The sequence below is a fragment of the Frankia sp. CcI156 genome (assembly GCF_001983015.1).
GTDB classification, from domain to species: domain Bacteria; phylum Actinomycetota; class Actinomycetes; order Frankiales; family Frankiaceae; genus Frankia; species Frankia casuarinae.
In genome coordinates this window covers 1-14,811 of record NZ_MOMD01000087.1, presented here as the reverse complement: position 1 = coordinate 14,811, position 14,811 = coordinate 1, and the positions used below count along the sequence as shown (strand labels likewise).

Sequence of the window (14,811 nt, the reverse complement as noted above, 5' to 3'; positions counted from 1 at the left end):
GGTCACCATGCGCGGTGACCCAGGTTCCCACCGTGGGATCGATCGAGGGGCCGAACAGCCGGACGAGGACACGGCGCAACTGCTCTTGAGTTCGCGGAACACGCTCGGTCGGCTGTGCGGCGAGAGCGTCCAGGGATGCACGCAGAGAACGCCACCAGCCCGCCGTCAGATCGAGTTCGGTACGAAGGACCTCGGTATCAGAGCAGACCTTTTCCTCGATATAGTCGATGACCTCAGCGCGGATTCGTGTCCCGCCCGTATACCATTCGGTTCCCCCCTGCATGGCTGGACGCCGCACACTCCGAGGAAGGGCGTGAGCGGTCGCGGTGCCCGTCCAGACCAGCGGATGTACGTCAGATTCGGGTACAGCCACCACCCGAAGCCAGCGGCGTACGCCGTCGACGTCGGCCACACATCCGATAGAACGGCCACCGATCCCGAGGCGGATGGGCCCGGCCGGGGCAGCGCGGAGACGTCGCGCCGCCTCATCGAGATGGTCAGTCGCGTTGCCCATCACGGCTCCGCCCCCGCGTGGATCGTCAGGTGTTCGTAACGTAGGACTATACGGTGTGGCACACCATCGAAGTGGACCGTGGGAAGCGGAGCTGCCGAGATTCGGTCACCAGGCTTGAGGAGTGCGCAGTGACCGAGCCGGTAGCTCAGCAACACGGAGCCGTCTTCGAGTTGGTACCGCGCCGGATAGTAGAAGGCGTCGCGAGCCGCAGTCACCGCGAGACGATCCAGGGCTGCACCGGGACTGATCATAGATCGTGCGCGGACGAGGGCAACGGTATCGGCATCAGAGCGGATAAGACGCGGATCAAGGTAGACCGAGCCGTCCAAATGCGGAAAATGCAGATGATAAGGTCTTCCGGCTTTACGTCGGGGCACCGGGGGGAGCCTTGACTGAATCCTCTCCCACGCCTGCCGCCCTTGCTCTTCTCCGTAGACCACGAAATCGATATCGCCACGTTCCGTGGCCGGCTTGTACATCGCGGACCCGTAAATTCCCAGCGCGGCAGTGGAAACGCCAAGAATAGCTGCCAGATATTCTAATGTCTCCCGGTGCTCGTCGATCAACTGTGGATCCCGAGTGGAGAGCACACCCATAATCGCCCCCGATTCTACCCGTACCATTTTACCCAAGTTCGGCTGAAGTACTTCCGGTGCGATCCGTCCGACGATGTCGTCATGCTCTTTCCCGGGCAGGCTCAGAACGCGGCTCCACCGTCTACCCCAGAGGCTGAACCCGGTGCCATAGCCGACTTCGGCGGCATAAGCGACGAGGCCGTAGAGGTCCTTATCGATGCTGGCGATCTTCGCGATGAGTAAACCAGCGTCGGTGACCACGATCGAGCAGGCCGGAAGGGTCCGATGATCTATCGGAGCGCGAAGCGGTATCACCGTGTCTCAACCGACGAGAGGATCGGTCGGGTTGGTCGCCGCCATCCCGCCAGCCAGCTCGACACCTGATCAGCCTCAATGACCTGGTAGACGATCTCGCAGAGAACGTCACCGTCGGTCTCTACCCGCACCTCATGCGGGACCCCGACCTTGCCGACCCCCAACGTCGGGCGTGCCGCGCACGTCACCACCGCAGCCGGCGGCGTGCACCGCTCCCGCAGCAGTCCCGCCACCACGAACGCCAACGCCATACGACCCGGCGGCGCTCCCGGCGGGCAGACCACCACAGAACCCACACGCGGCAGGCCGGCCATGCCCAGCGCAACCCGCACCAGTTCTGCCCKGGGCCTTTCGACGAACTCCACGTCCGCCCGAAGCCCGCCGCCCGCCACTGGCCGAGGCCGGGATCCGACCAACACCCCTGCCACACCCGGCAGCGGTACGCGAGGGAACTCCACCATCACTGAGCGGTCAGGACTCGCTTCGCCGTCCGAGTCGACGGTCACAGCCGTGACGATCCCCCCAGGGCCAGCGGCCAACGTGACTGCCGCACCTGGCAACCGGACCGGCCTACAGGGTCGCGCCGCCTGAACGGCGCCGGTCGTATCTGCCATGCAGTGAAGGTAGAGCCACGGAGCGCATCCGGAGGGTACTGTCTATACCCCCAACAGACCCACCTTCCGGGCCAGCTCGCTTGCCTGCTCTCGACGCCGTCCATCCCGCGCGTCCAGCTCTTCCAGAATGATCCGCCGCGCGTGGCCGTTGTACCGGATCGTCTCCGGCGCCGAGTCGTAGGCGTGATCGAGGAGACGAAGCGCTTCGTCGTACTTCCTGTCGATCTGGTAAGCCCGTGCTTGCTCGATCCAATGCCGCGCCTGCCGCGGATGGGACGGGATCACCGCCGCGCGCCACCGTTCCGCCTGTCGTACGCCCTCACCACTCTGTCGCAGCTCGACCRCAACCGTCACGGCGTGCGCGTGCATGACCGTCTGCGAAAACGACGTGACAGGATGAAAGTAGTCGTCCGGCAGTCGCYGCGCGACGGCGTCCGCCGCGTCCCAGTACCTCCAAGCGTTCCCGATCTCGCCACGCCGCGCCGCCGTGTAGCCGCTCTCGAACTGCAACGCTCCCCACAGCGCCGCCACGTCGTCAGTGGCGTCATCGCTGGACAGGCTGTCCCGCAGTAGCGCCGTCGCCTGACTGGCCACGACGTCCGCTGCATCCCAGTCCCCGGCCTCACGATGCGCCTGTGTCATCAGCCAGGCTGCCACCCCGACCGCATGCAGGTCGTCCGAGTCCAGCGCGGTCGAGACACCACGTTCCGCCACCCGCCAGACTAGATCCTGTGCGGGCTGGTAGGACACGAAAAACTGCGTCAGCGCGTACACCTCCGCCAACACGGCCAGCGCCGCACGGCGCTGCGGACCGTCCGCCTCCGCGCGGGCAGTGCGTTGCGCGTCATCCAGAAGCCCGGGCAACAGCCCCCCGAGAACCTCCCGATGATTCGGCGCCGCATGCCTCGCCCTCCAGGCCCAGGTCACCCGCCCCCGTAGATCTGCAACCGAGGGCGCAGGCTGATCGGCGGCTGAGACCGGCAACCTGTTGACAGCAGCCCGCACAGCAGTGAGCCGATCATGCCCTGGGCCGGAGAACAACACCACCGGGATCGACTGACCACCCGTCAGTTCCGCAAGGTCACGCACCCTGAGTGCTTCCGCCAACCGAAGCAACATCGACAACTTCGGAGCAGCCAACCGACCCGTCTCCACCGCCTTCACCCACGACGCCGAGCGACCGACCAGCCCGCCCAGAACCTCCCGCGTCATCCCCCGCCGCGTGCGCAGAACCTTCAGCCGTCGACCGACGGACAGCGCGTCATCCGAACCCGTCCCGCCAACGATCGCCATACCAACTCCCTTCGCACGCAGCGAAAAACCCTTTGATGATGATCCTCGCTAATTATCTCTACGGTTTCAAGGCCGCCCCTCCGGGGCGGCAACCCCCACATCCTGACCAAGCCGGACGTCGAGGCCGAGGGCGCCGCACACGCCACGCCGAACAGGACCCCGGCCGGCCCGGCCGCGCACCGGGATGGGGCCCCGCCTCCCTCCGGTCGGCACCCYACCCGGGSGCGTCGGACCGGCCGCCCGTTCGTCGCGTCGGAGCGTCGCGGGTCCATTACCCCCGCGAGCGTGGGGACGAAAATACGCAACAGAGCGTGCGAATTTCAGGCTTTTTTTGAAGGGCGCCAGCGGCCGGCAGATCCACAGCCGCCGCACCAGTAAACGCAGCAGCCAGCACAAGACAGATCGCTTGAAAGATCGTCGGAGGCGCATCGTAGCCCGCGCATCCGGCCATAAGCGTGGCCAGAACGGCTAGAAAGCACCTTGCGACCGCACTTCGCGGAACGCGATCCCAAGGGCGCCGATACACCGGCTCATACTACAAGGCGCGAGCATCTGTCAGGCAAGAGCAACGGGGCGCCGCCCCGGACCCCGGCCCTTCCTCTGGAGGAGGGGGAGCCGCCGCCGGTCACCAGGAGCCGGGCGCGCGGGACCGCTGATCTCCTCCGCCGGGCGGACACCCGAGGGGTTACCCCAGAACCTCCCGACCGTGCAAGAGCGCACGGCACCCAGCAGGCACGGCCGGAACGTCGGCGCTCTTGCACAGCCAGGAGAACCCGGGGTAAGGCGCAGCCTGCCCGCCCGACGGAGGAGATCAGCTCAGCCAGAAGTCCGTGAAAAATGAAGTTCGCCAGCCTGTTGCGTGCACCGGAACGATCCGTCCTCGAACTTGTCGCCGGTACTGCGCGCGAACCGCCTCGCCAGTTCGACGTGCCCTGGCCGGAGCATGTTGACGGTGAACCGGTCGCCGCCGCCGAACGCCGGATGGCAGCGTGCCGCCCGGGCCAGGCACACCGACACCAGCGGCGGCTCCAGGGACACCGCGCAGAACGAGCTCGCGGTGAACCCGTGCGGCGTGCGGGTTTCGCTCCGGGTGGTGACGATGACGACTCCGCTGGGGAAATGGGCCAGCGCCTCCCGGAGCTGGTCGGGGTCGGGGCCGGCGCCCCGAGCCACCGTCCCTGTCGCCGTGCGGGTGAGCGCTGGCATGCCTGTGCCGCCACCCGGGACGGTCACGCCGCCTCCTCCAGGTCCGGGCGCCGCGTGATGCAGGTCAGCAGGGAACGCGCGCCGACGTTGACATGGTTGCCGTACGGCACGAAGCTCGTGAGCTGCGACACCGTCATCCAGACGAAGTCCGGCGGTACCTCGAGCGGGAAGTCCTCGTCGGCCTCGACGAGCTGGTACCGGTTCTCGGCGTGGTAGAAGCGTCCGCCCTCCTCCGAGTGCACCACGTCGACGAGGATCCGCTCGGGTGGCGCGGCGAGCACGAAGTCGAGGAACGGCGGCTGCTGGTCGCGACCGAGGCCGCGGTAGTTTTCTGGTGAGCAGTTGACGGTGGGCGACATCTCCACGACGTCGCCCGTTCCGGGCTCAGTCCGGGCGTGCACCAGCAGGTGCCGGACGCCCTTGATCCACCTGGTCACGAAGGCGATGACGCCCTGGCAGGTCGGCTGGAACATCGGCTGCGACCAGCTCATGACCTCACGGTTGCTGGCGCGGACGCTGACGCCGATGACGTTGAAGAACAGCTCCAGCTCGTGGGAGATCCGATCACTCGACCGGATCCAGTCCTTGACCTCCGACAGCCGGATGACCTGACGGTCGAGCCGATACCGCGCCTTGACCTCCGTGAACCAGCTCAGCAGCTCGTGGGTGGTGTGCAACGCCTCGCCCCCACCGGTGTCGCCGGTGAGGAATGACATGCCGGACAGCACCGTCCGGGAGTCCATGTTGACGATGTTCTCCGCGTGCACCAGCTCCCGCAGCTGGGGTACGCTCAGCCAGCAGAAGTCGTCACGGACCTCGACATCGTCGTCCACCGCGACGATCATGTTCCGGTTTCGCTTGTTGAGGAACCACGAGCCCTGCTCGGACTGCAGGGAGTCGAAGACGACCCGTCCGGCCCGCGGCGCGAGGAAGTGCTCCAGGTAGGGCACCGAGCTTCCGCCGTGCACCCGGGTGTAATTGCTGCGGGTGGCCTGGACGGTGGGTGAGATCTGCAGCCCGTTGATGTTGCCCGGCTCCATCTTCGCCTGCATCAGGCAGTGCGGCACCCCGGCGAAGCTCTTGACCAGGATTCCGAGTATGCCGATCTCTGGCTGCAGGATGATCGGCTGGCTCCAGGTCGGCACCTCGCGGTGGTCCGTGGCGACCTCTATCCCCTCGATCGAGAAGAACTTCCCCGAACGATGCGAGAGATTCCCTGAATCACCGTCGAAGCCCCATCCGTCAAGCTGGTCGAGCGCGACGACGGATATCTGGTAGGTGTTCGCTTCAGCTCTCTGCTTGAACCATTCGTGGAAATCTGACAGCTGCTGGAACACGGGTCTTTCTCCCATCGTCGACTTGATGCCTACGGATGGCAGGGCACATGTCGGGCGCTCGTCAGTCGAGGCCCAGTCTGGCCGGAGCGGCTTGAAGAGCCGCGGAGACCCGCTCAAGAACCACTAAACCCGGTGCGTCGGGTGGCTGCGTGCGCCGGTGCGCGGCGGTGGGTGATGCCGCCGCGGGGCCGTCCCGGTGGTTCCGGCGTGCTGCCCAATCAAACGTCAAGCGTTCCTCCAGCGGTGTTTCGCAGAATACGGCAGAGCGGGCCGCGCCAGGAGCGGCCGGCGCCTGTGAATCCAGCGGATGGGGTCGCCGTGTACGAGGACAACCGAGCTGTCGAGATGTATGACGTCCTTTACCGCAGCCGGAAGGACTACGCGGCGGAGGCCCGGCGGGTCGCCGAGCTGGTCCGGACCCGCACGCCCGACGCACGCAGCCTGCTCGATGTGGCCTGCGGCACCGGAAACCACCTGGAGCACTTCGCGACGCTCTTCGCCGACGTAGCGGGGACCGACCTGTCGAAGCCGATGCTCTCGGTCGCCGGCCGGCGGCTCCCCGGCCGGCCGCTGCTGCAGGCCGACATGCGTAGCCTGTGGGTTGGCCGGACCTTCGACGCGGTCGTCTGCATGTTCAGCTCCATCGGCTATCTGCGCACTTTCGAGGACCTGGCGGCCGCGCTGCGCTGCATGGCCTCGCACCTGTCGCCGGACGGCACCGTCGTCATCGAGCCGTGGTATTTTCCGGACACGTTTCTGGATGGTTATGTCGCGGCGCACGCGGTGTCCGAGGGAAACCGGGCGATAACCCGTGTCTCCCACTCGACCCGCGTGGGTGACCAGACCCGCATGGAACTGCACTACCTGCTGGCCGGCRCCGACGGTGTCAGCCATATCAAGGAGATCGACCTGCTGACCCTGTTCACCCGGGGCCAGTACGAGGAGGCGTTCGCCCAGGCGGACCTCAAGGCGGAGCTCATCGCCGTCGACGGTGGACCCGGGCTGTTCGTCGRCATTAGGGTCTGACTGATTCGACGCGGACGATAGCACTGATAGAAAGGCGAGAAGATGACGGTGTCCTCGGAGCTCCTCACCTCCGTTCCTTCGGCCGAGATCTATCACGAGATCCTGCAGTTCTACGCGGCGCAGATGAGCCTGCTGGACGGCGCCGACCCTGACCCGGACGGCTGGGTGCGCAYGTTCACGGCCGACGCCGTCCTGGACTCGAACCTGCAGGACGCGCCGGATATAGGGCATGTGGCCATCCTTGGCTCGCTTCGGGATGGCGTAGCGCGTATCCATGCCGCCGGTCCGCTCGATATCCGGCACTGGCTCGGGATGCTCGACGTGCGGTGGCAGCCGGACGGCAGCGTACGCGCGCGCAGCTACGCTTTTCCGACCGTCACTCCGTATGGCGGCCCCTTGGCATTGCGCGGCCACGTGCGTTGCTTCGATCACCTCGTGCGCGGAGTGGACGGCTGGCGGGTCTGTCATCGCTATCTGGCGGCGGATAGTGAACCCCGGTGAGGTCCGCCGCCGGCCCTGGCCTGATGTCGGCGGCCGGACGGGGTCCACCTCCGGTGGGCGTCGTCCCGGAGCGGCCGTGCGCACATCCTTCCCGAGGTGCCGGGGGCGCTCCCGGCGGGTTTTCAAACGGAGCAAATCGCTCCGTCGGAGCCTATAACGGAGCGGATTACTCCGCAAGGGATAGGATGCCGACATGGCCGGGCGCCCGACGCGTGCCCCGCGGCATGCGGAGGCGGAGCGCAACGACAGGGCGCTGCTCGATGCGGCTCGCCAGGTTCTGGCGGCTGACGGAGCCCATGCGTCGGTCGCCGCGATCGCTGCCCGCGCCGGCGTCGGGATCGGCAGTCTCTACCGGCGTTACCGCACCAAGGAAGAGCTGTTCCAACGGCTGTCGATGCTGTCGCTCGAAAGCTGGAACGCGGCCGCCGAGAGCGCCCTCGCCATCGACGACCCCTGGACGGGGCTGGCGGAGTTCGTCCGTGGCCGTATCGAGTTCGGCCAGGGCTCGCTCGCGCCGATCGCCGGCACCATCGAGGTGACCGAGCAGATGCAGGCCGCGGCGGACCTCGGCGACGAGCTGCTCGGTGCGCTGGTGGAGCGTGCCCGTCAGGCCGGGGTCCTACGGGGCGACGTATCCCATTTCGACGTCTCGCTGCTGATCGAGCAGCTCGGCCGGTCGCACCTGCTGGAGCAGGTCCGCGGGCTCGCCCGTGACGATCTGTTCGCGGCGGCGGCCCAGGCCCGGGCCCGCATCATCGCGATCGCGCTGGACGGGCTGCGTGCCGAGAACGGTCCGGCCCGAGCATCGCTGCCCGGTAGCCCGCCGACCAGCCTGCTCTTCGACGAGCGCTGGGTACGCCGGCCGGCGTCCGGCGATGACGGTGACGATGCTCTCGACTGACCCACCAGCTCGTTCTCCGCATCGTCCGCCCGCGCTCGACCGAGCTTTCATCGGATCCCCAGCGAACCCTGGGCTGTCCGCGGCCGGACGTCCGGCGGCGCTGTAACCCCGCCTGTCAGCATTCCGGTCCGGGGGGAATCCGGTCCCGGTCGGATCCGCGAATTCTCCGCCTAACGCGATACCGCCGGTCACTGCCGCTGCCCGGCGCCGCCATGACCGCATCGGGAATGGAGCGATCATGTCAGACACGGAATCTGGTCACAGCCCTCAGCCGGCTTCGGCGCTCGGCCGGGGCGATGCCGCACCACCGGGCCCCGTCCGCCGCACCTGGCTGGTCACCGGGGCTTCGCGGGGACTGGGCCGCGCCACCAGCGAGGTTCTGCTGGCCGCGGGCGACCGGGTCGTCGCGACGGCCCGCGACCGTGACACGCTCAAGGAGCTGGCTGAACGGTATCCCGACCAGCTTCTCCGGTTCGCCCTGGACGTGACCGACCGGTCAATGGTGTTCGACGTCGTGGACCGAGCGGTCGCCGCTGCGGGAAGCATCGACGTACTGCTGAACAACGCTGGCTACGGGCTTTCGGGTGCAGTCGAGGAAGTCACCGAGAAGCAGGCCCGCGCACAGCTGGACGTCAACTTCTTCGGTGCATTGTGGTGCACTCAGGCGGTGCTGCCTGTTATGCGCAGGCAGGGTGGCGGCCACATTCTTCAGATGTCCAGCATCGCCGGCGTGGCGACCTATCCTAACATCGGCATGTACCACGCCAGCAAGTGGGCGCTCGAAGGCATGAGCGAGACTCTGGCACACGAGGTCGCCGATTTCGGCATCCGTGTGACGATCGTCGAGCCGGGCGAGTTCCGGACCGACTGGAGCGCCTCCAGCATGGAGCGGGCGACGCCGATGACCGAGTACGACGACGTGCTCGCCCGGCGTCGGCACGGCATGTCCGGGGTGTACGCGCACGTCCAGCCTGGTGATCCCCACAGGCTGGGCAAGGCGCTGCGGACCGTCGTCGACGCCGCGCAGCCACCGCTGCGGATCCTGCTCGGCAACAGCGCGGCCGACCTCGCGCCGCAGGTGTACCGCGAGCGGCTCGCGGAATGGGAGCGGTGGGATGCGCTGGCGCGGACGACGGATTTCGCCAGCTGACAGGCCCGGAGCGGTGAGACCGCCCCGGGCACGGTGCCGGCGGCTCCTCGCGGCCGGGGCGGCATCGCGGCGGCCGGGGAAGCGCCGCGGGGAGCCGCGGACGCTCGGCTCAGGAGCCAGACCGGGGCGGTGGCGCGTCGTCGGCACTGGCGACCGCAGCCAGCACCGCCTTCTGCAGCCGGTCCCGACGCGCGGCGAGTTCCTCGTAGGCGATCCCGCCGAATGCCTGGTCCGTCTGGTCCAGCACCAGATCCAGGGTGTCCTCGTCCAGCACCGGCCGTCCCAGCGCCGCCCAGCCCTGCTGCAGGCCGCTGCCGAGTGTGCCCAGCCAGTTCCGCAGGCCCCCCGGCCCGCCGCCGAGGTGGAACGACTGGAAGGGACCAACCGTCGCCCAGCGTGGGYCGAGGGAGCCGGTCACGATGTCGTCGAGCTCGGCCACCGTCACCACCCCCTCGCGGACGAGGTGAATACTTTCCTGCAGGAGGGCTGACTGAAGCCGGTTCGCGGCGAAGGCGGCGATCGGCCGGCGCAGGACCACCGGAGTCTTCCCGACCGAGCGATAGAACTCGGCAGCCGCGCTGACCGCGTCCGGGTCCGAGGTTGTGTCTCCCACCACCTCCACCAGCGGTATCACGTGTGGTGGGTTGAACGGATGACCGACGATGAGGTGGCTCGGGTTGTCCATGCGGGCGCCCAGGTCGGCCGGCAGCATCGTCGAGGTCGACGACAGCAGCAGCGTTCCGGCCGCGGCGTGTTTCTCCAGCCGGGCGAACAGATCCTGCTTGATCTCCAGGTTCTCGGGTGTGTTCTCCTGGACGACCGCCACGTYCGCGACCGCCCGCTCCAGGTCCGGCTCGATCTCCAGCCGTCCGGCGAGGTCCGCGGGGTCCCGCGATGCGCCGGGCAGCCCCGGGGTGAACAGCCGCAGCGCATCGTGGATGACCGTCTCGATGTTGCTGCGGGTGCTGTTGACCCGCACCCGATACCCGTGGGCCAGAAACAGAGTGATCCATCCAAGCCCGATCGAGCCGGCGCCGATCACGGCGACCCGGCCCCGCTCGGCGCCCACGTCCGTGGTCATGGCTTCCTCCTTGTCGCGCTGTCTCCCAGGCACCAGAGCGGCGCCAGGCCGGAGGGCTGTCGTCGGCCCGCCGCCTTCGCACCAGTGGTCAGCCGGATGTCAGCAGCTTCGGGAACACCTGCTCGGCGAGCAGGCGCATTGTCGTGTCGGCGTCACGCACCGACAGATGTCCGGAATGGACACCCAGGCTGATGACGATGTCGTCACCGCAGCGCGCGGCGACGCGTTCAAGCTGGCCCAGCACCTCGTCCGGTGAGCCGACCAGAAGCTTGTCGTCGGCGAGCTTGTCATCGAAGGCGTCACGACCGCCGATGTTCGCGAGGCTCTCGTAGCCGGGATAGGCACTGCTCGACGTCGACTGCCAGGATCGAACCGCCGCACTGATCGCGGCGGTGTTCCGCTGTTCGTCGAGCCTCCCCTTCCGCCGCGCCTCGTCCGGTGAATCGCTCACCACGCAGGGGAAGGAAAGCTGGATCTGTGGTGCGGCACGATGGCCGGCGGCCGACCAGGTGGAGCGGAACAGCCCGATCCGCTCGCCGAGCTCCGCCACCGACATCGCGTTGGGGACGGTCTGCAGATGGTGCCCGGACCTCGCCGCCGCGGCGACGGAGTCGAGGCTGCGTGCCGAGGCGACAAAGACCGGTGGGTGCGGCTGCTGCACGGGCCGGGGCAGCAGCGTCACCGGTCCAAAGCGGTGGAACGCGCCGTTCCACTCGGCGTTCTCGGTGGTCCACAGCAACTTCACGGCCTCGACGCCCTCGGTGAACCGGGACCGGCTCTCGTCGAGGGAGATACCGAAGGCCCGGAACTCGTCTGGCAGGAACGCCCGCCCGAAGGCGGCGTCCAGGCGCCCGTGGGAGATGTTGTCGAGCATCGCGAGCTTCCCGGCGAGCTTTACCGGATGGACGAATGCCGGGATCGTCGCACTGGTTCCCAGCCGCACCCGACGGGTGCGGCCCGCCGCCGCCGCGAGAAAGGTCACCGGGTCGGGACTGTAACCGCCGTACGGAAAGAAGTAGTGCTCCACCATCTTGACGTGGTCGAAGCCGAGATCCTCGGCGAGGTCCACCAGGTGGAGGGCCTCGTCAAAGTAGTCCTGGGCACTTTTGTCTCGCGGGCCGACGGTGGGAAAGAAGACGATTCCGATCTTCACGGTCTCTCACTCTCGCCTGGCCGCGTCGTTCGTCGCCRCTCCGCTCGGTTCAGGCTGGCGCGAATCCGTCATGGGTCAGGTCGCGATGGCGCACCATCCAGCCACCGCGGGTCGGAACAAGATGGTCCGCGCAGACGACACTGGCGAACAGCTCCAGCTCGCCGCCCTTGGGCGTGCGCATCGCCAGCGCGTAGCAGCGGGTGTCGACGGTTCCGTTCGGGCCGGGACGCACCTGGAGCATGCCGATCCAGTGCCGCACCTGCAGACCGCTCGCGGYGGCCCGCTCGACGCTGGCACGTGCCGAGGCTCGGATGRCCGGCCGGCCGAGCAGCGGATCCATACGTGCGGCCTCCTGGAAGACCGCGTCCTCGGCGAAGGTGTCCGCCCAGCTGTCCGCCTGCCGCTCGTCGAGGAGGCCCATCTGGTGGGCGTAGAATTGAAGAACCTGCGTGTACAGCTCCGCCGGCGCGAACGAGGCGGTAGGCGAGGCCTGCTGGGTCATGAAGAGCCCCCTCGGGTCGAAGGTGTTCGGGACCGGTGGCCAGGTCAGGCCGGCAGGCCACCGTCGAGCAGGAATTCCCCGTATGCTCCGGCGCTCGGTTCGAGCTGCAGCGCCACGTGGCTGGCGAGACTGTGGACATCCCGCCAGAACCGCTGGAGCGCGCTGTTCATCAGCTGGCCGCGCGACCCCGCCGTGCGGAACAGGGTCTCCACCGCCCCGACCAGCCGATCCGCCGCCAGCGCGCAGTCATGCGCGTTGCGCAGCGTCTCCGCCGGGTGCACCGGGCCGCTGTCACACACCGCCGCCGCGCGCCGTAGCAGGAGTTCGGCGATGTCGATCTCCCCGGCGACCCGGGCGGCAGTCAGGTGCGCCGCCGCCCGCCGCGTCGGGGATCCGCCGGGCCACCCGCCCCCCTCAGTGATCCGCCGCGCCCACGAGCGGTGGGCACCACGCGCCGCGCCGAGTGCCGGGCTGGCGAACAGCACACCGCTGATCGCGCGGTGCGGCACCCGGTGGCAGGCCGCGGCGGACCCCACCGGTCGGCCGCGCATCAGTTCCGCGCGGTCGAATGCCCGGTGTGGGGGGACGAACACGCCGTCCAGGACGAGCGTGTTGCTGCCCGTGCCACGCATGCCGGTGCTGAACCAGGTGTCCGTGATGGTGAAGTCGGCGCGCGGCACGGCGAAGAACCACGGCTGCGGTTCCGCCTGGCCGCCGATGTCCGCCGCGACCAGGGCCCAGTCGGCGAAGTCCACCCCGCTGGTGAAGGCCCACTCGCCGCGCAGCAGCCAGCCGCGGTGGTCGAGCCGGGCCGTGCCGGCCGGCTGGAGCGCGCCCACCACGAACGCGTCCGGCCCGTCGGACCACAGCTCGGCCTGGCCCTGTTCGGGCAGGTAGGCGCCCATGCGGGCGGCACCGGCGGTCACCGCCGCGCACCACGCCGCCGCGGCGCAGCCGGCGCCGACCAGCGCGAGCGCGTCGAGGAGCTCCAGCACCGCCCCGTCGCAACCGCCCCACCGGGTCGGCACGAGATGCCGCGCGAAACCGGCGGCGACCAACGACTTCACCACGTCCGGATGCAGAACCCGGCGCTCGTCCGCCTCCTCGGCGTGGCGTGCCGCCGTCGATGCGGCTTCGACGGCGCCGGCGCGCAGGAAAGCCGCCGATGCCCCTGCCATCAGGCACCTCCTAAAGGGTCGAACCCCGACCTGCGGGCCTGCGAGAGGTCGGCCGTGACGGGCCCGCTCAGCGTCGTGCGCGCTCCGCGTACTCCTTCGCGTGCGCGAGGGTCGCCGAGCTGTTGGTGCTCAACGCGGTGCGCACGAAGTCCCGGGCGTCCGACACCGTCGCGTCTCCTCCGAGGACCGCGCCGATGCCCGCCTCGTTGATCGCGACCGTGTGCCGTGAGGTCGCCCGCACGCCATCCGCGCCGGGCTCCAGGAGCCACTGCCCCGTGTGCATCGTCATGAGGGCCGGCAGCACGGTCTGCTTGTAGACGATCTTCCGGTGGGGCAGGCACACCCGCACCGATCTGGTGGTGTGCGACGACCCGTCCTTCGAGCGGGTGTCMATCTCCAGAACCTGGATGCCGGCGACGTMCTCCGTCAGCGTGACCCGCGCGACATGCGGCAGGCGGCCCTCCCACAGCTGCGCCTCGTTGAGGAAGTCGTAGACGTCCGCGGCGGCCCCGTTGATCTGCACCGTGTYGTCGATGTCGAGGAGCAGATCGGAGCGGGCCGCGGCCAGCTCCGCGTTCTGCTTCAGCGCCGCCAGCTCCGACCGGCTGTTGCGGTCAACCGCCTGCTCGATCCACTCCAGGGCCGCCGGATCGTCGTTGACGGCCCGGTAGTCGTGCAGGAGACGGACCCGTGACCGGTCCAACGCCAGCGGCTCGATCATCCAGGCGCCGCCCATCGACGCTACCGGCGGCGCGGACACCTCCTGGCGGAACTCCACCCGCAGCCCGATCGGATCCAGCGAGCGCCGTGACGTCCACGTCTTGACCTCGTCGTTCGCGAGGGCCCAGAGCTGGATGCGCTCGGTCCCCCGACCCGTCTCCCGCTGCTCGACGTGCACGGTGGGCGGGAACATCAGCGGCCACCGCGTGACGTCCGCGATGAATCCGTAGATCGTCGTGGCCTCGGCGTCGATCTCCACCTCGTGCTCGACCTCGCGAGCGGCGGTGTTCGTTGTCTGTCCCACTTCTCTCCCTCTCCGGRCCGCGCCGGAACCGGCCGGCGAGCCGGCCCGACAGTCAGAAGTTCCCGAGGCCACCGCAGACGTTGATGGCCTGAGCTGTGATCGACGCGGCYGAGTCCGAGACCAGATAGCCGACCATGCCGGCCACCTCGTCAGGCGTCGAATAGCGGCCGAGCGGGATCTTCGCCTCGAAACGGTCCAGTACCTCCTGCTCGGAGATCTGCCATGCGTCCGCATACCCCTGTCGGAGCCGCTGCGCCATCGGGGTCTCGACATAGCYGGGGCAGACCGCGTTCACCGTGATCCCGTAGCTGTTCACGTCGGTTGGGTGGCGGCCTTGTAGATCTTGTTCGGTGATCGTGTGGCGTTCGCGGGCTGGTGGGTGATGATCGGATAGCGTCCGGGACGTGGAGTCAGGCGGCCGTCCGACGTACGAGGAACTCG

Annotated in this window: 14 protein-coding genes and 2 pseudogenes; 4 read left to right on the top strand and 12 right to left on the bottom strand. The window is 68.5% G+C overall.

What is annotated here, in order from left to right; translation table 11 throughout:
* The 6 genes and pseudogenes from CcI156_RS22515 to CcI156_RS22490 all read right to left on the bottom strand — a co-directional run.
* Positions 1-412: pseudogene (locus CcI156_RS22515) on the bottom strand (aminoglycoside phosphotransferase); the annotation flags it as partial.
* 101 nt (positions 413-513) lie between these two features.
* Positions 514-1,350 (bottom strand): hypothetical protein, encoded by an 837-nt coding sequence (locus CcI156_RS25240; RefSeq protein ID WP_131728953.1) that lies wholly within the window; start codon positions 1,348-1,350, stop codon positions 514-516.
* 50 nt (positions 1,351-1,400) lie between these two features.
* A complete protein-coding gene (locus CcI156_RS22505) occupies positions 1,401-1,688 on the bottom strand; it encodes a hypothetical protein (protein WP_198031065.1) in 288 nt (95 codons plus the stop codon).
* Between the two features lie 372 nt (positions 1,689-2,060).
* Positions 2,061-3,311, bottom strand: coding sequence for a helix-turn-helix domain-containing protein (locus tag CcI156_RS22500; RefSeq protein ID WP_076808072.1), 1,251 nt, complete (start codon positions 3,309-3,311; stop codon positions 2,061-2,063).
* 816 nt (positions 3,312-4,127) lie between these two features.
* Positions 4,128-4,544, bottom strand: a complete 417-nt coding sequence (locus CcI156_RS22495) for a flavin reductase family protein (RefSeq protein ID WP_023842034.1) — start codon at positions 4,542-4,544, stop codon at positions 4,128-4,130.
* Positions 4,541-5,854 carry an NDP-hexose 2,3-dehydratase family protein gene (locus tag CcI156_RS22490; RefSeq protein ID WP_011438497.1) on the bottom strand — a complete coding sequence of 438 codons (1,314 nt, stop codon included), beginning with the start codon at positions 5,852-5,854 and terminating at the stop codon, positions 4,541-4,543. The genes CcI156_RS22495 and CcI156_RS22490 overlap by 4 nt, the downstream gene beginning before the upstream one ends.
* Before the next feature lie 318 nt (positions 5,855-6,172).
* Here CcI156_RS22490 and CcI156_RS22485 point away from each other — a divergent pair, with 318 nt between their 5' ends.
* The 4 genes from CcI156_RS22485 (at position 6,173) to CcI156_RS22470 (ending at position 9,432) form a co-directional block, all read left to right on the top strand.
* Positions 6,173-6,880: a class I SAM-dependent methyltransferase gene (locus CcI156_RS22485; protein ID WP_076808069.1), complete on the top strand. Its 708-nt coding sequence runs from the start codon at positions 6,173-6,175 to the stop codon at positions 6,878-6,880.
* 42 nt (positions 6,881-6,922) lie between these two features.
* A complete protein-coding gene (locus tag CcI156_RS22480) occupies positions 6,923-7,381 on the top strand; it encodes a nuclear transport factor 2 family protein (protein WP_076808067.1) in 459 nt (152 codons plus the stop codon).
* Positions 7,382-7,574: 193 nt separating this feature from the next.
* Positions 7,575-8,282, top strand: coding sequence for a TetR/AcrR family transcriptional regulator (locus tag CcI156_RS22475; protein ID WP_011438500.1), 708 nt, complete (start codon positions 7,575-7,577; stop codon positions 8,280-8,282).
* A 238-nt stretch (positions 8,283-8,520) separates the two neighbouring features.
* On the top strand, positions 8,521-9,432 hold the full coding sequence (locus CcI156_RS22470; RefSeq protein WP_011438501.1) for an SDR family oxidoreductase: 912 nt from the start codon (positions 8,521-8,523) through the stop codon (positions 9,430-9,432).
* Positions 9,433-9,541: 109 nt separating this feature from the next.
* Here CcI156_RS22470 and CcI156_RS22465 read toward each other — a convergent pair whose 3' ends face one another.
* From CcI156_RS22465 to CcI156_RS27240, 6 genes and pseudogenes are all read right to left on the bottom strand, one after another.
* On the bottom strand, positions 9,542-10,513 hold the full coding sequence (locus tag CcI156_RS22465; protein ID WP_076808065.1) for a 3-hydroxyacyl-CoA dehydrogenase NAD-binding domain-containing protein: 972 nt from the start codon (positions 10,511-10,513) through the stop codon (positions 9,542-9,544).
* A gap of 88 nt (positions 10,514-10,601) precedes the next feature.
* The gene (locus CcI156_RS22460) at positions 10,602-11,666 is read right to left on the bottom strand and encodes an LLM class flavin-dependent oxidoreductase (protein ID WP_011438503.1); all 1,065 of its coding nucleotides are present in this window, start codon (positions 11,664-11,666) and stop codon (positions 10,602-10,604) included.
* Between the two features lie 49 nt (positions 11,667-11,715).
* Complete coding sequence (locus tag CcI156_RS22455; RefSeq protein WP_076808063.1) at positions 11,716-12,168, bottom strand: nuclear transport factor 2 family protein; 453 nt, start codon at positions 12,166-12,168, stop codon at positions 11,716-11,718.
* Between the two features lie 44 nt (positions 12,169-12,212).
* Entirely contained in the window at positions 12,213-13,346 is a 1,134-nt protein-coding gene (locus tag CcI156_RS22450; protein ID WP_011438505.1) for an acyl-CoA dehydrogenase, read from the bottom strand.
* Between the two features lie 67 nt (positions 13,347-13,413).
* Positions 13,414-14,370, bottom strand: coding sequence for an aromatase/cyclase (locus CcI156_RS22445; protein WP_076808060.1), 957 nt, complete (start codon positions 14,368-14,370; stop codon positions 13,414-13,416).
* Positions 14,371-14,422: 52 nt separating this feature from the next.
* Positions 14,423-14,674 (bottom strand): annotated as a pseudogene (locus tag CcI156_RS27240) (SDR family oxidoreductase); the annotation flags it as partial.
* Positions 14,675-14,811: the final 137 nt, after the last annotated feature.